Raw genomic sequence first — 22,086 nt, forward strand, 5'->3', positions numbered from 1 at the left:
CTTCAACTGATTCATAAACAAGCTCTAGTTCATTATTAAGCACAAAAAAATCCCCTCTGAAAATATCAGAGGGGATTATCTTATACTTGCAAGATCGTTCAACTATTTCTTAAACGATCGGCATTACCAGATAAGGGGCCTTTTTCTGTCGGTATTATCAATAAGTTAACACCGAGTTAGTGATCGTGCGCTGCTGCAACACCACCATGTGGTGTGCGGAAGTTATCGACCATTTCTTGAATATGGCTAGGCGCTGGACCTGTTACTTTTAACACCACAAAGGCAACAATAAAGTTCACTAAAGCACCCACTGAGCCAAAGGCATTCGGTGAGATACCAAAGAACCAGTTCTCGCCCATGCCACCTAAGAATGACGTGCCAGGAATAAACATAATACCTTTATGCTGGAACACATACAGCATAGTGACACCAATACCCGAAATCATTCCCCAAACCGCAGCCTTACCACTCATTTTCTTGGCAAATATCCCCATCATTAACGCTGGGAAAATTGACGATGCGGCTAAGCCAAAGGCCAGTGCCACCGTACCAGCCGCAAAGCCAGGCGGATTTAGCCCCAACCAACCAGCAACAATAATCGACAAGGTCATCACCACACGCCCCGCCAGCAGCTCATTTTTCTCTGACATATCTGGGGTCAGTATCCCTTTCATTAAGTCATGAGAAATAGACGAAGATATAGCCAATAATAAACCTGCCGCGGTCGATAATGCCGCTGCCAAACCGCCAGCTGCCACTAAGGCAATCACCCAGTTAGGTAAGTTAGCAATCGCAGGGTTAGCCAATACCATAATGTCACGGTCTACTTTAACCATTTCATTGCTGGCTTGATCAGCTGAGTATTGCACTTTGCCGTCACCATTTTTATCTTCAAATTGCAACAAGCCTGTGGTTTCCCAATCTTTAAACCATTGTGGACGCTCAGCATAGTCCATGTGTTGACCGGCAACTGGCTCTATGGTGTGCATTAAGTTTAATCGTGCCATCGCGCCAACAGCAGGGGCTACTGTATAAAGTAAGGCAATAAACACCAACGCATACCCGGCTGATTGACGCGCCGCTTTAACCGAAGGTACGGTGAAAAAGCGCATAATTACATGCGGTAAACCTGCAGTACCTATCATTAGCGACATGGTATAAGCAAACATGTTCACCGTGCCGCCCATGTTGTCTGTGGTGTACTCTTTAAAGCCAAGGTCAGTTACCACCATATCCAGCTTATCAAGCAAGTACATCCCGCTACCGTCAGCTAAGGTTGAGCCTAAGCCCAGTTGTGGGATTGGGTTGCCGGTTAATTGTAGCGAAATAAATACCGCCGGAATGGTGTAGGCAAAAATCAACACGCAGTATTGAGCAATTTGCGTATAGGTTATGCCTTTCATACCACCAAGAACCGCATACACCCAAACCACGAACATACCTATGTATAAACCTAGGTCGTAATCCACTTCTAAAAAGCGCGAGAAAGCAACACCAACGCCTTTCATTTGCCCTATGATATAAGTTAATGAGGCGATGATTAAACACACAACCGCAACAATACGCGCCGTTTTAGAGTAATAACGATCATAAATAAACTCAGGCACGGTAAACTTACCGTGTTTACGCATATAAGGCGCTAACAGCATAGCCAATAAAACATAACCGCCGGTCCAGCCCATCAGGAAAACCGAGCCGCCATAGCCTAAAAAGGAAATCATCCCCGCCATAGAAATAAACGAAGCAGCACTCATCCAGTCGGCACCAATCGCCATACCATTTTGCATTGGCGTGACACCGCCACCAGCCACATAAAAGTCACTGGTTGAGCCGGCACGCGCCCACCAAGCAATACCAAAATAGAGCGCAAAAGAGCCAAATACAGCGATATAGGTATAGATTTTTAACTCATCCATTATGACTCCTCCACATTATATTTTTTATCAAGATCGTTCATTTTCTTGGTATACCAAAAGATAAGACCCACAAAGGTATAAATAGAGCCTTGTTGAGCAAACCAGAAACCAAGTTTATAACCGCCTAACCGTATGGCATTTAACGGTTCAACCAAGATCAAACCAAAGCCAAATGACACCACAAACCAAATGGCCAGACATATGTATATTAAGCGCAGATTTTCCTGCCAATATGTTTTATTACCTTCCATCATTCTCTCCTAGCAATTATGGCCATTACAGCTAATAGCCACAGCGTTTTATGATTTTTATACGCTTTAACCAAGCAAAGTTTCCTGAGCCTAGCTTATTTCACCTGTTGTTATCCGAGGGATTGACTATTCATTGGTTGACGTTTTGAACTAAGCTGACGGCAATGAATACTTAACCTACTCTAAAATACACACTAGCAACCTTTTTTCAGCCCTGATATTAAACTTTAGTCTAGAACACAGGCGAATCGGTTGACTTAATAAAGATAATTGCCCTAAATACAGTAACTACTGCTAGACGAGACATTGCATGGACTCTGCACTAACTGAAATCTCTGACTTTATCCACGCCCTTCCAGCGATGGAGCTATTGCCGAGTCAGATCATTGAACAAGTGGTTAAAGAAATCAGTATTTGCTATGTGCGCCGAGGTCAAGTATTACCACCGCGTGGTGTATCTGAGCATAACCTTTACATTTTGCGTAAAGGGGCGCTAAGTTACGCCAGTGAAAATGATGAGCTATTAGCTAAATATGGCGAAGGCGATATTTGTACTGTTTTTTGTCATGAGCCTCAAGATAATATTAAGGTATGCGCTGAAGAAGACACCTTACTGTACAGCATTCATTACCCAACATTCCATAAAATCGTCAAGCACTACCCTGACGTGTTGGCGTTTTTTCAACACACAGCTGAGCAACGCCTGAGTAAAAAAATGCTACAAGTGAATGAAGATGCCATAGTTAACTCTTCTTTACTTAATAGTACTGTAGAAAAGTTTTATCACAGCCCTGTGGTGAGTGTTAGCTCAAGCACTAGCATTAAACAAGCCGCTATTTTGATGACCGAAGAAAACTTCTCCTGCTTAGTAATTGTTGACCAAGGTCAGCCATTAGGCATAGTCACAGATAAAGACATTCGTCGCCGTTGTGTGGCACAAGGCTTAGCCACAGAACAACCGGTTAGTGCCATCATGACTGACAACATGACCACAATCGACATTAAAAGTACCGCGTATGATGCCTTGTTGATCATGACACAGCAGCATATTCACCACTTGCCGGTCATGCAAAATACCAAGCTAGTTGGCATGGTTACCGTGACCGACTTAATGAATAACGAAGGACAAAATGCGGTCAACATTACCAGCGTTATTCACAAAGCGAAAACCGTTGCTGAGCTTAGTGAGATCAGTCATATGATCCCAAAACTGCAAATTCGCATGGCCAAACTCGGCACCACAGCCGATCATGTCGGCAAAAGTATTAGCGCCATTACCATGGCGTTTACCATTCGCCTGATTGAAATGGCAGAAAAGCTATTAGGCCCAGCGCCAGTGCCTTTTGCTTGGCTAGCGGCCGGCTCACAAGCGCGACAAGAGCAATTTGTGCACTCAGATCAAGACAATGCCTTGATCATCTCAAACGACTTAAAGCCAGAGCACGAATATTGGTTTAAAGACTTAGCAACCTTTGTCTGCGACGGTCTCGCCGCCTGCGGCTTTGTCTATTGCCCGGGTAATGTTATGGCCACCAACCCAAAGTGGTGCCAAACACAAGCCAAATGGCACCAGTATTTTACCCAGTGGATACATAACCCTGAGCCCAAGGCGTTAATGCATTGCAGTATATTTTTTGACTTAAGCACTGTCTATGGCGATAGCCACTTACTAGAGCAAGTGCGAGAAAAAATGCTCAAAGCAACCCAATTAAGCACCTTGTTTATTGCCCATTTAACGAAAAATGCCTTAAATTTACGCCCTCCTTTAGGTTTTTTTCGCGACTTTGTACTCATTCAAGACGGCGAAAATAAAGCCACACTCGACATTAAACACAACGGCATTGCCCCGATTGTTGATTTAGCAAGAATTTATGCCCTGTCAGAAGGCATTGCCTGTGTTAACACCATAGAGCGACTTAAACTAGCCGCCGGCACTCCATCATTAACCAGAGCCTCAGCCGCAAATTTAATCGCCGCCTATGAGTTTTTAAGCATGTTACGCATGACACATCAAGCCAATAAATTACAACAGGGCCAACAACCCAATAATTATTTGTCGCCAAAAGAATTATCTAAACTCGAGCGTGAACACTTAAAAGACGCCTTTAAAGTGATCAAAACCTTACAAGACAGTCGTCAATCAACTTTTTAGTGGTTTGTGTACATTATGCTTGAACATCATTTTCTCTTTCGCTCTTTTATCGGTTATGAAGCCCAACGTAAGCGCATGTTAAAAAGCGCACCTGCCGGGCCGTTGCGCACATTTTTATCACAACCGTTTCCGGCGCTTGATACACCGTTTGAAGATATTGAGATATTAGCCGTTGACTTTGAAACCACCGGCCTTGATGCGGTAAAAGACAAATTACTCAGTGTTGGCTGTGTTGACGTAACACAACAGCAAATAAAATTAGCCAGCAGTTATCACGCTATAATTCATACCCAGGGCAGTTTACAAGCCGACAATGTCACTATTCACCAAATTACCGACGACCAAAAAGACCAAGGCCAACCCTTAGCCGATGTGATAGCACAACTACTAGAACGTTTAGCCGGTAAAGTGATGTTAGTGCATTTTGCCCGCATTGAACGACAATTTTTACGACAAGCTTGCTTAGAGCTTTATGGCATGGCGCCACCCTTGCCGATAATTGACACCTTAGTAGTCGCTAAAAAAATGCTTGATAAAAGCGCCGTAGCGTACGACCCTTCGCAATTGCGACTGGCTGCGCTACGAGCAAAATACCACTTGCCCGATCATTACGCCCACAACGCCCTCAACGACGCCATTGCCACCGCAGAATTACTGCTGGCAATAAACGCTGAACGCCAGCAAGCGTTATCACTACAACAATTAATTTTATAGCCAAATGGCGAATTCTTAATAGCTTAAGGGTGGCTTGATAACGTCTGTTAATGAAATTGCGACATAAAGTGCTTTTCGGGCGCCACCTTTATAACTAATTGAATTACTTTGTATTTTTGGTGATTTAACGCGCATGTTGTAGGCGGATATTGCTGAGGCGATTACCTAGTATTCTGTTATGTTTTCAAAGAGCTCGGTGCAGGTCCATGCTTTTAAGGAGAACTTGGGGTATGCCAATTAACTCGACTCTTGGCAACCTTGCCATTGCGATATTCCTTTAAGTCCATTTTCAGACTAACTATAGCTCATAGACTCAAGAGCGGCGTTTAAATTTAACCGATCCCATTTATTTCATGATGATTCTGCAAGAAAAGTTATTTACCTAGCCATTGAGCAAGCATCAAAAAAATGGACGATGCCAATAAGAAATTGGAAAACGGCCTTGAATCGATTTATGATTGAATTCGAAGACCGCTTTTAAAGCAGCTTCGGTTAATTGCTTGATGAGCGGTGTTAAAACACCATCCTCACCTGTTAAACCTTTACCAGATTGAAGTTCAGCTAGTGCTTTGTTGAAGTCGAAAGATTGAGTCATGTGTCACTCCTATTTTCTTAATAATACTGAAATGACACAGATTTCTAAACACTACCGAACAATGAAAGGAATAGTTTGAATATACCTTCATTCGTTGCGTGTTTGGCTCCTTTTTTAATATCATCAATGTTTCCATTTCCTGTCTTTAAATCATCAGGTAGAGCTTGTTCTCGTTTTTCAATATTTCTTTTTGCATCTTTCAGAGTTGTATCTGCAAACTGATTAGATGCACACCCTGAAACCGATAATAAACAAGCAACAAAAAGTATAGCTCTGTTCATTTCTAACTCCTTAAGCAGCTCTTATAATTACTAATGTTTTACATATGGAATTTATCACCGTTTATATAGTCACCTTCGCTATACAATGGTCGAAGTTTTTTTCCTCTGTGAAAGAAAGATATTCATTTACTTCTATCATCGATTCCTCACCTCGTTTTCTAGATAGATTATATATCGCCTAACTGTTTTAAAACTCATCATATGGGGCATTTCATTAGCTTTACCCTCCTGTTACTTTAGATGATTTGCGTTGAGTTGGAATTTTTAGATGAGCTAAAGATAAAAAGGTGGTCAATAAAGCTTGACCACCTTTACTTTTCCTTTATTAGCTTATTATTACTTTTGCTGAATAAACAGTGTAATATTCTTCATTAGGCAATATTATTTACAAAGATTCAGTCACATTTACCATAAATAGCCAGCTTGTATTAAAAGTTGTGGCGAACTGTAATCTCCACTACCGAATGAAAGCCCCGGCTCAATAAAAAAACCATTTTTCTCCAATCGTGTCGTGATCCCCGCATAACTCCACTCTTTTAGTTTTGAGTTTTCTTGTCTACTATATCCTAAAACAATATTTGCATTTGATATAAAGTTATCAGGGTTGTTATAGAAGCTAGTCCCAACCTCTATACCACTAACTTTATCTCCCCAGTAACCACCAGACAATTGAAATTTTAGTCCTTTAATCTCTTTATGGATTACAATGTTTGCTAAAGCAGGGGAACCAACCGACAGCCCAATTTTGTAGTCATCATCCTGAGCTGAAAAACTGCTAAAACTTGTTAATAAAAGAGAAATCATACAAAACTTGATAGAATTTTTCATACTATTCTCCTTTATAGAGGCTGGCACGACTGGCACGGCGGGCTTGATGGGCCTGAAATAAATATTGTTCCGTATGTATAGCTCTTAGAATATGTGCCATCACTCACTGTCGCTTGAACTAAGTAGGGACCACCACCAGCTGAAGGAAAGACACTTAAGTTAATATTGTTGTCTAATATAGAGCTATAAATATATTTAGTTGATACAGACCCGTAAATTTCACTTGTGGCTTTTAGCTCTACCCGGACATTGGTTGAAGGATTTTTTGCTGCCTTCGAATATTTGTCCACATCATAAGAAATTGAAGCAGAAATTGCTCCAGAAGAGTCGGAGGCGGAATTAATAGTAATATCTGGTGAAAATTGAACCCAAACTTGCTGTGATGAACACAAGCCACTCGCTCTGTGCGCCCAAACTAAGCCTATCCCATATGTATTTGAGAATGACATGTTTTTATATGCATTGGTCTCTAAATTTGTTTTATCAGTGCCAACGTAACCCTTTTCTGAGTTACTAAACTTTATGTTTACATAAGGATCTAGAAATGCTTCGCCTTTAGCTCTAAATGTTTGCCCTCTTAATACATGTTTGGGGGCTGAAACTTTAACAGAGTCAAATGAATTAATTAATTCAGAAATTTGTTCAATCCACCCTTGATGAGCACTAATATCCCCAGAGCTTGCACTTGGATCATTATAGATATCATACCCAAACTGAATTTGCTCTTCTAGATTAGAAATAGAAAAGTCATAAGCTGTATTTCCATCAAGTTCACAATTATCAGGCATCTCATAGGTTCTTGAAAAAGCATTTTGAGAGCAAGTCGCAAGTGAGATGAAAATTACAGATGATAAAATAGATTTCTTAAACATGAATCACACCCTGTTATTATTTTAAAAATTTAAAGTTTGATTTGATCGTTAATTCTATAATATTCATATAGCTATAAAAAAAATCACCATAAACACTACGTTATTATTAACTTATTTGCAACAATGGCTCGTCGCTTCAACCCTTTATGTTCACAATAGTCAGTTAATACATCGCTATGACCTACAGCACCATGAAAGAGCTTTCTAAAATCTTTACTTAACGTTAACCAGTTTTCAGGCATTATATTTAACCTTGTTAGCAGTGCTGGTTGGTGTTTATCAATATACCCTGTTTTGTCTTCTCGAATACAGCGCCCTGTTAGCTCAATTAGTTCAAGATAGTCTTTAAGCTCAAACGGTAAAATTAATTAGGACACTCGCTTATAAATTACCTACAACAAAGCCAGCATGCAAGCTAATAAACAGCTTAAAATAAACTCAATGATTAAGAATATCGTCTTTATTTAAAAAAACTTTACCAAAGTTACAGTCAAAATAGAAAAACACTGTTTTCTAGGCAGAACTACTACATCAGGCTTGATGTGTTGGTGGGACTTGAGTGGTTGTACTACAAATTTTGCTTAATACTATGCTAACAATTTAGTACAACGGTTAACATTGGCTCGTCGCTTCAACCCTTTATGTTCACAATAGTCAGTTAATACATCGCTATGACCTACAGCACCATGAAAGAGCTTTCTAAAATCTTTACTTAACGTTAACCAGTTTTCAGGCATTATATTTAACCTTGTTAGCAGTGCTGGTTGGTGTTTATCAATATACCCTGTTTTGTCTTCTCGAATACAGCGCCCTGTTAGCTCAATTAGTTCAAGGTAGTCTTTGAGCTCAAACGGTAAGCCCTTGGGCATCGATTGGCGTGGGTTGCCAATAAAAGGCAACAACAATTTTGGTTGTTGAGCTTTTTTAGCTGATATTACGCGTTGTTTTACACTGGTATTCTCTGAGCTTTCTGGTGTTGTGGCTACATTGGCTCTAACGGGGTTTAAATCAACATAGGCCATACAAGCAGCAAGGGCGGCTTCATCTAATAACGCTTGAGATTTAAAACGTCCTTCCCAAAAATGCCCTGTACAGTTATCTTCTTGGTTGGCTTTTGTAGCAATACTTTGGTTGAGTAGGCGCATAAACCAGCTGATATCCATTAAACGGTTGCGATATACCTCAACTGTTTCAAGCAATGAGGTCATTAAGTAGTCGGGAATTTCATCACCGCAACAATATTGCTGTGTGAGTAATGTGCCTTTGAATAATTGATGCCAGCGTTCAAGCACTTCTTTACTTGACCAACCTTTAGCGGTGTCTTCGTCAATAAATAATACGGTATGGGTGTGGTTACTCATCACAGCGTAAGCGCATACATCAATAGCAAACACTTGAGTTAGGCTAAGTAGTTTTTCTTCTATCCAGCCTTTCCTGTGGTCAAAGTTCTGACCTGTATTTTTATCTTCACCACACAAAAAAGCACGGCGTACACAACGAGAAATACAATGATAATAAGGGGTATCGACTAAACTAATTAACTGCTTTCTCGCTGTTGTCATAATAACATCCCTGAATTTTGATTAGATATTAACCTTAGTTCAGCATTTTGTATTATTCAAATATAAGCGACTGTCCTTGTTATTTCTTTGAACGAGCTAAAAGTTAACGCTCGATTTAATATGGTTAGCCTTGATGCGTTCCGCGCCAAGCATTTTCATAAGCAAAGAGAATAAATATTTAGATAGCGACAGTTAAATCAATTTATGTGTTATTTCTAGCTACTACTAATTATCTCCATAAGTGATGAGCACTGGCCTGTTTAGGCTTAAATTCAGCGCTATCACCCTATTTTTCATACTGAATATCACATACATACCAAACTTTCTCGCCATTTGGCGTTTGCACCACCACTTCATCGTCTACTTCTTTTTGCAGGCAGGCACGCGCAATTGGCGAGTCGATTGACGAGTAATCGTTACGACCATAAATTTCTTCTGGGCCAACAATGCGAAATTTAAGGGTTTCATTATCGTCGTTTTCTAGGCTGACCCAAGCGCCAAAAAACACTTTACCTTCTTGCTGCGGACCGTAATCGACAATTTTTAATTCTTCGAGTATTTTCCGTAAGTAACGTACTCGCCGGTCTATTTCGCGAAGCCGTTTTTTGTTGTATTGATAGTCTGCATTTTCACTACGATCACCTAAACTGGCAGCCCACGAAACTTTACGCGTGGTTTCGGGTCGCTCTTCACGCCAAAGTTTATTTAACTCTTGCTGCAACATTTCATAGCCGGGTCGAGTAATTAGTTTTGTTTTCATCGTTATTCTGTGATCTTATTAGTCAAAAAAAGTTGTGCTAATGCCACTGGCTTACAACGCAATAATATAGCCAATTGTATTGCTATGCTAGCCGCGACGTTATTTGGGTTTATGGCCCTGAGACAAAAATACCACGCCAAGGCATGGTATTGATAACATTAATCATACGGTAAAAGCGGCACTACATACGCATTACCTGTGCACTTGCAATAACGTACAGCTCTGGCTATTACCTTGTGCTAATAAAGCTCGCCACTTACCCTTGCTTAGGAATAATTTGAATTTCAACACGGCGATTTAATGCTCGGCCATTGGCGGTGGCATTATCGGCAATGGGTCGTGATTTACCATAACCAACCGTTTGTAAACGATTTGCTAAAATAGCTTGATTGGTTAAATATTGCTTAACACTGGCGGCGCGTTGTTCGGATAAATTTTGGTTAAACGCCACGCCACCTTGGCTATCCGTATGGCCTTCAATGCTTAATAAGGTTTTTTCATACTTATTGAGCACGCGGGCAATATCGTCAAGCGTGGCATAAAAGCCCGAACTTATATAAGCTTGACCAGTAGCAAAAGTAATATTAGCCGGCATGATCAGGCGTAAATTATCACCTTCGCGCACCACGTCAATGCCAGAGCCAGATAGCTCCTGACGAAACTCTTGTTCTTGCTGATCCATATAATCACCAATCGCGGCACCGGCAATCGCACCAATGGCAGCACCCCAAACAGCGCGTTTATTTTTATGATTACTGGTTGATTTACCTAACACCGCACCCGCAACAGCACCTATGGCGGCACCTTTGCCTTTATTGGTACTAGCGCAACCGGTTAACACTATAGATGCAACAACTAAACTGATAATAGATTTTTTGAACCGCATGACCTATGTCCTCAAAAGAAATAGCTTTATTTACATCATACCAAGGGAAAAATGAATGGTTGATGAACGAGAAGCGTGATTGTAGCAAGCAATCACGGCTTATTGTCAATTTTAATAGCAGTAAAAATTTCTCACCATAAATATCAATCGAGGCGTGATTACAACCGAATTTACTATGGCTGATGCACTTGATAAGTGCTGGAAATAAGAGCCGTTAATAAATAATCAGTATGCTGTTAACGTCAGTTACTGAATATGTGTTGCGCTAACGGCAATAGAAATTAACAACATAGTACAGGAGTAATCGCGCATTTAGTGGCAGTCGCAGCGAACAAAGCCCAGCTTATTGGCCGCGAAAACACCACTGCGTGAATGGTGTTTTCGCTAGTTTATCAATTGTTTCGTTAGTTAAAGACTTCTTCAACCGCAAGCACTTTAACATTGTCGCTTGGCAGCTTAAGTTTATAGCTTTCAATAATTTTATCGGTCGCTAATAACGCCGCTGGTTTTTCAGCGTTGTATTTTAACGGTGAAATTTGCTCGTTTAATAAGCGTTGTTTCATGTCCTCACCGTCACCAGAAACAAAAACATAGTGCATGTTATCCGTTTGCAAGTTGTCTTTAATAACACGATTAACATCAGCTAAAGTCAATTTCGCTAATTGCCCACGCACATAACGAACAAATTCGTCGGTTTGATAAAAGGCACTATCTAGCGCATAGCCTAATTGCTTGTCTTGGCTAGCGACTAGTTGCGGCGCATAATTAATTAAATAATTGCGGGTCGCTTGAAAGTCTTTTTCGCTCATGCCGTTTTTAATCAATTGCTCTAGCTCATACACTGCTGCTCGAGTGGCAAAATGGGCATCATTATTTGAGCGCAAGGGGCGTAACCATACTTGGAATATTTGGCTTGACCGCCCTAAGTTCGCATCAGGTTTAGTTTGAAACATACCACGGGGAAAATACTCAATGTAGGCATAATCACCGTAGTTCATGCCGCGGTCTTGGCGTATTTGTTGATATAAATAACTATTTGAGCTTCTGTGTTCACCAAAGTAAGAGCGCACTAGCCACAAGGCGGGCCAGTCTTGATGATTGCGTATAGTGTCAATTGGAAAACCAAAAGACACCGCGGTTGATTGCGCGCTCTTTTCTACAATCGTGGCATGGCGACCTTGTAATGTTGGCGCTTTGGCTATGCTTAAGCGTTTTTCATCGCCGCGTGGCAAGCGGGCTAAATCACTTAGCAACTGTGCTTTAACATCACTTGGCATAGCGCCCGTAATACCCAAATGCAATTTGGCTTGGGTGAATTGTGTGGCATAAAATTGTTTTACATCGGCAAGCGTAATCGCGTTTAAATCTGCAACCGCACCATGATTATAGTGCTGATAAGCATGGCCTTGATAAAGTTGCTGATACAAAACCTCTTTACCTAATTCTTCGTCATTCGAAGACTTTAAGTCAGCATTAATACTATCGATTAATTCTTTTTTCAATCGTTTAAAGTCATCTTCTCGCCAACCCGGATTTAATAATTGCTCGCTGATCAGCTGATACCACGACTTTGCATTATCTTGATGAACGCGGCCGGTAAACGAGATCATTTCTTTATCAACTTGCGCAGAAAACTGCCCAGCAATCGGATATAAACCTTGTTGTATTGCTTGATAACTGCGAGTTTTTGAACCGCCTTTTGTCAACATACTGGCCGTAAGCGCCGCCAAGCCTTTTTTCCCAACAGGATCAGCCGCAGCGCCGGTATAAAACAAAAAGTTAACGTCTATTAACGGTGAATTGCTGCTGTGGTCTAATAGGGTATAGTAGGGTTTATTGACAGCTTGTTGTTGCATTTTTAACTGCGTTACCGCAGCGTTTAAGCTCACTTCTTCACTAAAGCCAGTGATTTCATGTAATGCCGATAAGGTGGCTGTGGTGCGGTTTTCATCCACAAAATACTTATTTGCCACAGTCAAAATATCTGCTGCGCTTACCTTGTCAAAGCTGTTATAAAGATAATTAATGGTTTCGGGATCACGGTTAAAATGCATATAGCTTGCTAATGTTGCTGCAATCGCCTCTGAAGAGTCTAAGCTATTAATAAAGCTATATTTTAAGTTTGATTTTAATTTATCAAGTTTTTCTACCGCCACTAAGCTGGTGCGTGCCTTAGCATAAGTTTGATTAATTGCGTCACGCACCGTCAGCAAGTCTTGCTCTTTATTTACTTTCACAAAAACATGGCGCAAGCCAACGTCTTTAGTGGCTGGGTTATAACTAAACATCTGACTAGCCAATTGTTTATCAACCACTAGCTCTTGATACAAGGCGGAATTTTTAGAAAAATAAAGTTCAGAGATCAAATCAAGAGCCGCGCGATCTTTTTTCGTCGGTTGCCAATCAGTCCCTTTATATGACACCAATAGCCAATGCCCCGGCATACCAGCAAATTGTTCGTGTACATATTTGGCGGTTTGCTGTTTTGGCTCTGGCGCTATCTGATTAACAAAATCACCACGTTGCCAATCGCCCCAATGTTGCTCTACCAAAGCTAAGGTTTGCGTAGGGTCAACGTCACCAACAATAATTAAAGAAACATACTCGGGTTTATAAAACTGTTGAAAGAATTTTTCACCATAAGCTAATTGCTCAGGCATGGCTTCTACGTCTTCAAAAAAGCCCATGGTGGTGTGCTTATAAGTATGACTTTCAAACGCCTCATTACGCACCGCTGCTAACAGCTTTCGTATTGGGTTGGCATTATTTTTTAAATACTCGCCTTTAACCGTCAGTGCTTCGGTTTTAAATTGCGCCGCAGTATAGGTTAAGTTTTTAAAGTGATCTGCTTGAATTTCTAAAACGCTTGCTAAGTGATCTTTTGAAAAGTCTAAATGGTAATTGGTATAGTCATTGGTGGTGTAGGCACCATTATCAACGCCAGCATTTTTAAATAAATCAGCATATACCGCTTGTGGGTATCGCGTTGAGCCTTTAAACATCATATGTTCAAAAAAGTGCGCAAAGCCGGTTTTACCCACTTGATCTTCATCTCGCGAGCCAACCGATACCGGAATTTGTACCGACACTAAATCAGGGTAATCTGTTTTTACAATCAACACCCGTAAGCCGTTACTTAGCTCTTTAAAAAGATAATTTTGTTTAAATACTTTATTGTTATTGTCCCCAGTCGCGGCACTTTGCGCGCTTGACTCTTGTTGGGTTTGGGTAGCGATACACGCTGAGAGTGTCAAGCTGATCAGCGCTGTCGCAATTAAGTTTGCTATTTTCATGTTAGTTCCCTTTCATATAGTATCGCTATTCTATGAAATTATTACTCTTTATTCATCTATTTAACAAATTGTTTACATGCTAACCTGTAATAAAATAACCACAAGTTACCGCACACGGTTACCCTATGAGGTATGGTTTATGGGCATTCATAACTTTAACGGCAAAACTGTCATCATTACCGGCGCCTCAACGGGTGTTGGGGCAGCCACTGCAAGGGCCTTTGCTCAACTCGGTGCACACCTAGTGTTAGTGGCGCGTGGCCAAGCTGGTTTAGATAAAATAACCGCCGAATTAAGCGCCATCACCCCTGTGATCAATGTGGCTATGGACATAGCCGATGCAAAAGCTAATGAGTTGCTGGTGCAAACAGCAATTGAGGCCTTTGGCCGCATTGATGTATTAATAAACAATGCCGGCTTTCATCAACGTGGTGATGTTGAGAAAAACCAAGCCAATGAGCTAGCGAAAATGGTTGATGTTAACCTTAGAGCACCGATCCAATTAAGCCGCTTAGTATTACCTCATGTACGCGCACTTGGTGCTGGCGCTATTGTCAATGTCGGCTCACTGGCCGGCAGAACGCCATTACAAGGCGCGGCGACTTATGCGGCAACAAAAGCAGGTTTGCGAGCTTTTACTTACTCGCTAGCCGATGAATTAATGGCCAGCGAAATTAGTGTTGCACTGGTATCGCCCGGACCGATTGATACCGGCTTTATTATGTCTGAACTTGAGCAAGTAGAAGACATTGTTTTCTCTCAGCCCATGAGCAGCGCTGAGCAAGTAGCCGAGGCAATAATTTGTTGCGCTCGTGGTGAGCAAATCGAAATTTCCTTACCCAGAGTCAGTGGTTGGTTAACTACGCTATCTTACCTATTTCCTCGGTTACGCCGAGCGCTGCGACCCGCGTTATACCGAAAGGGGCGTAAAATGAAGGCACAATATCGCCAGCGCCAGAAATAAGCACGGACGATATTGTCAAGTCGCTGTAAAACACATCTCGAAAAATCAACATATCCTAGTAAAATTAACCGTCAATACGACGGGTTAAAACTGGGGTTTGACAAACATCTAACACTTGCGGAGGCTGTTTAAAGAAAAACGCACTCTTGCGGGCTAAGCGCTCAGCTAACTTAGTGGCAAAAAGTGCACTATCGGTATTTTTAACCTGTAAATGAATTTGTTTTTCCGGCGCAACATCCGACATCATTTTCATTGAAACTATCGGGGTATGCTGCTGGCTGTCGACGGCTTTATCACCCTCAATCGCAGCGGTGCGGGTTAAGGCTTGCACATGTTGCATACCATAAATAACACGACCAAAAATACTCATAATACGATCTAAATATCGAGGTGCTTGCCCGATCGTAATATAAAAGTGACTTGAGCCAGAGTCCGCATCATTACCACGCGCCATAGCAACAACACCTGGGCAATGCGCTAACCACGCTTTTTGTTCACTGACATTGTGCGCAATGGCAAAACCATCTTTAAAGCCCGTTTGCTCAGCAAAAAGGTCGGGGCTTTGCACTAACGTAAACGACCAATCCTTGTCTGTTGCCCACTCACCTTCAAGCGCTAATAAAGGCACTTGCCTGTCAACGCGGCTATTATATTCTGGGCCCGCTTGCGCCACAAAGCCATCAATCACCCGATAAAATTTGTTACCGTCATAATGTCCAGACTGAATTAACCGGCTAAATTGCTGCACATGTTTAGGTGAAAACTGTGGCGCCAGTTCAATTACCACCTCACCATGGGGTAGCGTTAACAGCACCATATTCTCAAGTGCTACGGTGCGCCATTCGTCTTTTTTTTGCTTGGCGTTGTCTGCGGCAATTTTTGCCATCATTTGTGCTTGTACATTTTGCTCAGCATTAACCAATCCGCCATATGACAGGCTAAAAACACTGGTTAACACAATAGTTTTTAAAGACAGAGTTCTAAATTTCATGGTATCCCTTTATTATTATCGCTTTACGCACCAGTTTATAACAATATAACTCAATAGTTGCTTAAATTTATCAGCGACAACAGCGCCGGCAAAATGAATGATTGGCGTCGCTCTAAGCAATTGTTACCATAACGAATATCACACTAAAAATCACGGTTCTTATTTTATAGTTGGAGTTTTTGTGAATAAGAGTTTTCTCACGAATTTCTTGGCACTTAGCGCTATTATTATTGGCTACCTAAGTGATAATAATATTATTTTTACGGTTGGCTTATTTGCGCTTTCAGGCGCAATAACTAATTGGTTGGCTATTCATATGCTATTTGAGCGCGTACCTTTTTTGTATGGCTCGGGTGTTATTCCTGCGCGTTTTGAAGATTTCAAAGTCGCGATTCGGGCACTCATGATGGAGCAATTTTTTACCGAAGCAAACATTGACCGTTTTCTCAAGGGTAATGATAACGCTGCAACCACCATCGACCTGACACCTGTGATCAACAAAATCGATTTATCGCCCGCATTTGACAACTTAGTCAGCGTTGTTGAGCAGTCATCATTTGGCAGTATGTTAGCCATGATGGGGGGTAGCGAGGCACTGCAACCCATGCGTGAACCTTTTATCGAGAAAATGCGCGCCTCGGTCATCGAAATTAGCGAAAGCGATGAGTTTAATACCATGTTGCGTGAAGAGTTAGAGCAACCCAATATTATGGCTAGCATGCGTGAAAAAGTCAGTGACATTATCACCCAACGCCTGAATGAGCTAACGCCACAAATTGTCAAAGAAATCGTGCAAAAAATGATTCAAGAACATTTGGGTTGGTTAGTGGTTTGGGGCGGATTTTTTGGCGCAATTATTGGCTTTGTTGCCGCAATTTCAAACACACTATAAGCTCAGTTTATTTGAAAGTTATGCTATTTTATTAGTAAACCTTAGCCAGCGTAATGCTGAGCTTAACACTGGCTAAGTTCACACTTACCGCATATTTTTACCCCGTATTTAAAAAATCTGCCGAACTGGGCAACCAGTGTGGCTTTGTCGAAGCAAATACGCCATATTTTTTTACTTTTTATGCTTTAATTTTAGCCTGATAGCCGTTATGCTTGGCCTTTAATCACAGGGATTAATGCGCTGGCATCACTCGCGTTGTTCGAGCATGAAAAATTCCTCTCTTGGTAAAAGGTACCCCCATAATGTTTGGTAGTTTAACGGCACTGCCTGCCGATCCTATTTTAGGTTTGTTGGCTAAATATCGTGAAGATGCGAATCCTAATAAAATTGATTTAGGCGTTGGTGTCTACAAAAATGAAGCGGGTCATACCGCTGTTTTGGATTGTGTAAAAAGTGCGGAAAAACATCGACTCGATACCGAAGACTCTAAAGTCTATATCGGCCCAACGGGTTCGGCACTTTTTAACGAAGAAATGGCGAAGTTAATTTTTGGTCATCACAAAGTTTTATTAGAAAATCGTGCACGCACTGTTTCCGCGCCAGGCGGCACAGGTGCCTTGCGTGTTGCCGCTGAGTTTATCAGCTCTTGCAAAACCGGCGCGACTATTTGGGTAAGTAACCCAACTTGGGCAAATCACAGTGGTGTTTTTCAAGCGGCCGGATTAAACGTCAAAACTTATCCCTATTACGATTACGAAAATAAAACCCTAGATTTTGACGGCATGCTTGCCGCTTTAAAAACGGTTAAGCCAGATGATACCGTGTTATTGCATGCCTGTTGTCATAATCCCAGTGGTATGGATTTAACTAACGAGCAATGGCAGCAAGTCGCGGAAGTTGCCAAAGATGTTGGCTTTTTACCGTTAATTGATATGGCTTATCAAGGCTTTGGCGAAGGGCTAGACCAAGATGCATACGGTTTACGTTTAATGGCTGACAGCGTAAAAGAAATGATTGTCTGTAGCTCTTGCTCAAAAAACTTTGGTTTATATCGTGAGCGAATAGGCGCTTGTACTATCATAGCTGAAAACGCAGCAAGTGCTGATATTGCCAATTCTGTACTGCTAAGTGTTATCCGCTGTATTTATTCAATGCCACCAGCCCATGGTGCGGCTGTAGTTGAAACAATTTTACATTCCGATGAATTACGCACGCAATGGCACCAAGAGCTAAAAACCATGCGTGATCGAATCAACGGCAACCGCCAACTGTTAGTCGACAAACTAGTTGAAAACGGTGTCAGCCGTGATTTTAGCTTTATTCCACGCCAAAAAGGCATGTTTTCTTTCTTGGGGATAACGCCTGAACAAGTACAGCAATTACAAAGTGAATATAGTATCTATATGGTTGGCTCAAGCCGTATCAGTATTGCGGGTATTGCTAAGAGTAATGTCGACTATTTGGCAAAATCGATCGCCAAAGTACTGTAAATTGGATGATATTTAATCAAGGCTAGGGCAATGCCACTCGCTTTGATTGACGCTAGCGGCTCTTAATTGATATTAACGCAATGAGCCGCTTTTTTACGCCTATCGTTTGTGCACCTTACCTCTTGTCTCACACTTTTATTGCCCTTTATTTTATTTGACTAAATTGTTAATAGGCCATTTATCGCTATACTATTGTTGGGAAAATTAACAAAATTTAGGTATAGTGCGCGCCCTAATATTGATGATTAATAACAGCGACTGCTTTAGCGAATAACCCGCAGCTAAATAAAGGATACATTGTGACAACTAAAGGCAACCTTTTTATCTTATCCGCGCCCAGTGGTGCCGGTAAATCAAGTTTAATTTCTGCTTTACTAAAGCAAACATCGTCAAGACCAATGCAAGTATCGGTTTCACATACCACGCGCGCGCCACGCCCAGGCGAAGTCGACGGTCAGCATTATCACTTTGTTAATAAAGCACAATTTCAACAAGCTATCAGTGACAACCAGTTTTATGAATATGCCGAGGTCTTTGGTAATTATTATGGCACCAGTGAGCAGGCTATAGATCAACAACTTGCCCAAGGTATTGATGTCTTTCTTGATATCGACTGGCAAGGTGCACAGCAAGTGAGAATGAAAAAACCCGAAGTGACCTCCATCTTTATTTGCCCGCCTTCTAAGCAAGCACTAGAGCAAAGGTTGCGCAGTCGCGGTCAAGATAGCGATGCGGTGATCCAAGAACGTATGGCGCAGGCACAGGCTGAGTGCTCACATTATCAAGAGTTCGACTACATCATCATCAATGATGACTTTGAGCAAGCCTTGGCTGATTTAACCACTATCGTCAATAATCAACGCTTAAAGCGTAGCCAGCAAGCGTGCCAATATAGCGATTTATTTGCAGATTTATTAGCCTAGAGCGCTTGCGTACTGCTATGAGGATCAAGTAAACTACGCCACTATTTTATAAATTTAATTGTTGGAGTGACCACATGGCTCGCGTAACTGTTGAAGATGCCGTAGAAAAAGTCGGCAACCGTTTTGACTTGGTGTTAATCGCATCTCGTCGTGCTCGTCAAATTGCCACGGGCGGAAAAGATCCATTGGTAGAAATTGAAAATGACAAACCAACAGTATTGGCTTTGCGTGAAATCGAAGCTGGCTTAATTACTACCGAAGTCATGGACAGCTCAGATCGCCATGAACAAGTACAACAAGACTCTGCAGAATTAGCCGCAGTCGCTGCCATCGTTGGTGGCAATCAAGCTTAATAACTGTGGTTTAAACGAGTAAGTACAGTGAAAACGCGTAAATTACCCCATCGTAATTTACGCGTTTTTTATTTACTGCCCTAATTAAGCTGGTGCAAGTATTCGCTTTTCAGCGTGAAAATGACAAACTTCTGAGTTTTTAAGCCGCTAGGATGCATAAACATTGGCATAGCCAGAAAATAATCGTATCCTAAACTTATCAATCAAAGCTAACCAACGATTAATCATCAAGGAAAAACTGGGTGTACCTTTTTGAACCATTAAAAGAACTAGTTTCAAGTTATTTATCAAAAGTACAGGTTGACCTGCTTAAGCAGGCGTATATTTTTGCCCGTGCCGCACACGACGGCCAAATGCGCTCGAGTGGCGAACCTTACATTACCCACCCAGTTGCGGTGGCGCTCAACCTTGCTCGAATGAATCTTGACCATGAAACCTTAATGGCCGCCTTGTTGCATGATGTGATTGAAGATACCCCCGCAACTAAAGACGAGTTAGCCGAGCTGTTCGGTCATACTGTGGCAGAACTTGTGGAAGGGGTCAGTAAGCTTGATAAACTAAAGTTTGATAACAAAGAAGAAATGCAGGCGGAAAACTTCCGCAAAATGATCTTAGCCATGGTGCAAGATATTCGCGTGATTTTGATCAAGCTAGCCGATCGCACCCACAATATGCGCACCTTAGGATCGCTGCGACCTGATAAACGTCGCCGTATTGCTCGTGAAACTCTAGAAATTTACGCACCCATCGCCAATCGCCTTGGTATCCATGATGTAAAAAATGAATTGGAAGTTTTAGGTTTTGAAGCCCTTTATCCGATGCGCGCACGGGCGCTAAAGTCTGCCATTAAACAAGCCCGCGGTAACCGCAAAGAAATTGTCAATAATATTCAAGAAGAAATCACCCGTCGTTTAGCGGAAAATGGCTTAAAAGCCCAAGTTATTGGCCGCGAAAAACACCTTTATTCCATCTATCGCAAAATGCTTAATAAAGAGCTTATGTTCAACGAGGTAATGGATATTTATGCGTTTAGAATTATCGTAGGTGATAAGATCGATGACTGTTATCGGGCATTAGGCGCTGCACATAATTTATATAAACCCATTGAAACGCGCTTTAAAGATTATATTGCCATTCCTAAAACTAACGGCTATCAATCATTGCATACGTCGTTAATTGGCCCACACGGTATTCCGGTTGAAATTCAAATTCGCACCCACGACATGGATCAAATGGCGGATAGAGGCGTTGCCGCCCATTGGCTATATAAGCAAGACGGTGACGACTCCGGTACCACAGCGCAAATGAAAGCCAGACGCTGGATGCAAAGTTTACTTGAACTGCAACAAAGTGCCGGCAGTTCGTATGAGTTTATCGAAAACGTCAAATCAGATTTATTTCCAGAAGAAATTTATGTCTTTACGCCCGACGGCCGCATTATTGAGCTACCCATGGGCGCAACTGCCGTTGACTTTGCTTATGCGGTGCATACCGATGTTGGCAACTCGTGTGTCGGCGTTAAGGTTGATCGTAAGCCTTTCCCGTTAAGCCAACCGCTTGACTCCGGACAAACCATTGAAGTGATCACCTCCACCGCAGCTAGACCTAACGCCACTTGGCTCAATTTTGTGGTCACCTCTAAAGCACGACTGCAAATTCGCACCTATTTGCGCTCGCAAGAAAAAACCGAATCACTCGCCCTTGGCAGGCGATTGCTTAGCCATGCCCTAGGTTCAACTAAGCTCGAAGATATTTGCCAAGAAAAGCTTACGCAAGTAGTCCAAGATACCGGCAATAAATCCATTGAAGAATTATTGATTAATATTGGTCTGGGTAATGCACTGAGTATCGGTATAGCGAAGCGTTTAAAAGACGAGTTTAATGATGAAACTGAGCTTACTGTCACCAGCGCGAAAAGCAAAATGCCCATCAAGGGTACGGAAGGTATGATGGTTAGCTACGGTAAGTGTTGTCGACCTATTCCTGGTGACTCTATCTTGGCCTATTTAAGCCCAGGGAAAGGCTTAATGGTACACCAGCATGGCTGTCGCAATAACAAAGGCCACGAGCAAGGTAGTTTATTTCCAGTGCGCTGGGATACCGACATTGATCGCGACTTTATCGCCAAATTACGTATTGACATACTCAACCACAAAGGTGCGCTTGCAGCATTAACCAATGTTATTGCTCGCTGCGGCTCTAATGTCCATTCACTTAACTCTGGCGAAAAAGACTCCGGACTGTATTTAATCGATATGGAAATTACCTGTCGCAACCGGATCCACCTAGCCGATATTATTCGAAAAATTAAAGTCATGCCCGACGTACAACGGGTTATTCGCAACAAATAAATCTATTTAGGA

At 41.8% G+C, this 22,086-nt stretch carries 18 protein-coding genes and 2 pseudogenes; 8 read left to right on the plus strand and 12 right to left on the minus strand.

Annotated elements, in window-relative coordinates:
• Positions 1–176: 176 nt before the first annotated feature.
• Together B6K83_RS16575 and B6K83_RS16580 are read right to left on the minus strand one after the other, a co-directional pair.
• Positions 177–1,916 (minus strand): sodium:solute symporter family protein, encoded by a 1,740-nt coding sequence (locus B6K83_RS16575; RefSeq protein ID WP_085285984.1) that lies wholly within the window; start codon positions 1,914–1,916, stop codon positions 177–179.
• Entirely contained in the window at positions 1,916–2,167 is a 252-nt protein-coding gene (locus B6K83_RS16580) for a DUF4212 domain-containing protein (protein WP_085285985.1), read from the minus strand. Before B6K83_RS16580 ends, B6K83_RS16575 begins: the two co-directional genes overlap by 1 nt.
• Positions 2,168–2,477: 310 nt before the next feature.
• On the opposite strand from B6K83_RS16580, the gene B6K83_RS16585 reads away from it, so the two are divergent.
• A complete protein-coding gene (locus B6K83_RS16585) occupies positions 2,478–4,319 on the plus strand; it encodes a putative nucleotidyltransferase substrate binding domain-containing protein (RefSeq protein ID WP_085285986.1) in 1,842 nt (613 codons plus the stop codon).
• Between the two features lie 15 nt (positions 4,320–4,334).
• Positions 4,335–5,033: an exonuclease domain-containing protein gene (locus B6K83_RS16590; protein ID WP_085285987.1), complete on the plus strand. Its 699-nt coding sequence runs from the start codon at positions 4,335–4,337 to the stop codon at positions 5,031–5,033.
• 463 nt (positions 5,034–5,496) lie between these two features.
• Here the strand turns inward: B6K83_RS16590 and B6K83_RS16595 are convergent.
• The 9 genes and pseudogenes from B6K83_RS16595 to B6K83_RS16630 all read right to left on the minus strand — a co-directional run.
• Positions 5,497–5,628 (minus strand): annotated as a pseudogene (locus tag B6K83_RS16595) (IS256 family transposase); the annotation flags it as partial.
• Between the two features lie 44 nt (positions 5,629–5,672).
• Positions 5,673–5,909, minus strand: a complete 237-nt coding sequence (locus B6K83_RS16600) for a hypothetical protein (RefSeq protein ID WP_085285988.1) — start codon at positions 5,907–5,909, stop codon at positions 5,673–5,675.
• 405 nt (positions 5,910–6,314) lie between these two features.
• Complete coding sequence (locus tag B6K83_RS16605; protein ID WP_233144081.1) at positions 6,315–6,737, minus strand: hypothetical protein; 423 nt, start codon at positions 6,735–6,737, stop codon at positions 6,315–6,317.
• Positions 6,738–6,748: 11 nt separating this feature from the next.
• Complete coding sequence (locus B6K83_RS16610; RefSeq protein WP_085285989.1) at positions 6,749–7,609, minus strand: hypothetical protein; 861 nt, start codon at positions 7,607–7,609, stop codon at positions 6,749–6,751.
• A gap of 95 nt (positions 7,610–7,704) precedes the next feature.
• A pseudogene (locus tag B6K83_RS18610) lies at positions 7,705–7,971 on the minus strand (transposase); the annotation flags it as partial.
• Positions 7,972–8,196: 225 nt separating this feature from the next.
• Positions 8,197–9,171, minus strand: coding sequence for a transposase (locus tag B6K83_RS16615; protein ID WP_085285990.1), 975 nt, complete (start codon positions 9,169–9,171; stop codon positions 8,197–8,199).
• Positions 9,172–9,457: 286 nt separating this feature from the next.
• Complete coding sequence (gene greB, locus B6K83_RS16620; RefSeq protein WP_085285991.1) at positions 9,458–9,931, minus strand: transcription elongation factor GreB; 474 nt, start codon at positions 9,929–9,931, stop codon at positions 9,458–9,460.
• Between the two features lie 256 nt (positions 9,932–10,187).
• Entirely contained in the window at positions 10,188–10,817 is a 630-nt protein-coding gene (locus tag B6K83_RS16625) for an OmpA family protein (protein ID WP_085285992.1), read from the minus strand.
• Positions 10,818–11,221: 404 nt separating this feature from the next.
• On the minus strand, positions 11,222–14,110 hold the full coding sequence (locus B6K83_RS16630; RefSeq protein ID WP_085285993.1) for a M16 family metallopeptidase: 2,889 nt from the start codon (positions 14,108–14,110) through the stop codon (positions 11,222–11,224).
• 139 nt (positions 14,111–14,249) lie between these two features.
• Here B6K83_RS16630 and B6K83_RS16635 point away from each other — a divergent pair, with 139 nt between their 5' ends.
• Complete coding sequence (locus tag B6K83_RS16635; protein WP_085285994.1) at positions 14,250–15,074, plus strand: SDR family NAD(P)-dependent oxidoreductase; 825 nt, start codon at positions 14,250–14,252, stop codon at positions 15,072–15,074.
• A gap of 64 nt (positions 15,075–15,138) precedes the next feature.
• Here the strand turns inward: B6K83_RS16635 and B6K83_RS16640 are convergent, their stop codons facing one another.
• Positions 15,139–16,065 carry a peptidylprolyl isomerase gene (locus B6K83_RS16640; RefSeq protein ID WP_085285995.1) on the minus strand — a complete coding sequence of 309 codons (927 nt, stop codon included), beginning with the start codon at positions 16,063–16,065 and terminating at the stop codon, positions 15,139–15,141.
• Between the two features lie 181 nt (positions 16,066–16,246).
• Between B6K83_RS16640 and B6K83_RS16645 the strand changes: the two genes are divergently transcribed.
• The 5 genes from B6K83_RS16645 (at position 16,247) to spoT (ending at position 22,074) form a co-directional block, all read left to right on the plus strand.
• A complete protein-coding gene (locus tag B6K83_RS16645; RefSeq protein WP_085285996.1) occupies positions 16,247–16,957 on the plus strand; it encodes a DUF445 domain-containing protein in 711 nt (236 codons plus the stop codon).
• Between the two features lie 302 nt (positions 16,958–17,259).
• A complete protein-coding gene (locus tag B6K83_RS16650) occupies positions 17,260–18,447 on the plus strand; it encodes an amino acid aminotransferase (RefSeq protein WP_085285997.1) in 1,188 nt (395 codons plus the stop codon).
• A 299-nt stretch (positions 18,448–18,746) separates the two neighbouring features.
• Positions 18,747–19,370, plus strand: coding sequence for a guanylate kinase (gmk, locus tag B6K83_RS16655; RefSeq protein ID WP_085285998.1), 624 nt, complete (start codon positions 18,747–18,749; stop codon positions 19,368–19,370).
• A 74-nt stretch (positions 19,371–19,444) separates the two neighbouring features.
• Entirely contained in the window at positions 19,445–19,723 is a 279-nt protein-coding gene (gene rpoZ, locus B6K83_RS16660; protein ID WP_085285999.1) for a DNA-directed RNA polymerase subunit omega, read from the plus strand.
• A gap of 242 nt (positions 19,724–19,965) precedes the next feature.
• The gene (spoT, locus tag B6K83_RS16665) at positions 19,966–22,074 is read left to right on the plus strand and encodes a bifunctional GTP diphosphokinase/guanosine-3',5'-bis pyrophosphate 3'-pyrophosphohydrolase (protein WP_085286000.1); all 2,109 of its coding nucleotides are present in this window, start codon (positions 19,966–19,968) and stop codon (positions 22,072–22,074) included.
• The last annotated feature ends 12 nt before the right edge of the window (positions 22,075–22,086 follow it).

The sequence above is a fragment of the Colwellia chukchiensis genome (assembly GCF_002104455.1).
Lineage (GTDB): Bacteria > Pseudomonadota > Gammaproteobacteria > Enterobacterales > Alteromonadaceae > Cognaticolwellia > Cognaticolwellia chukchiensis.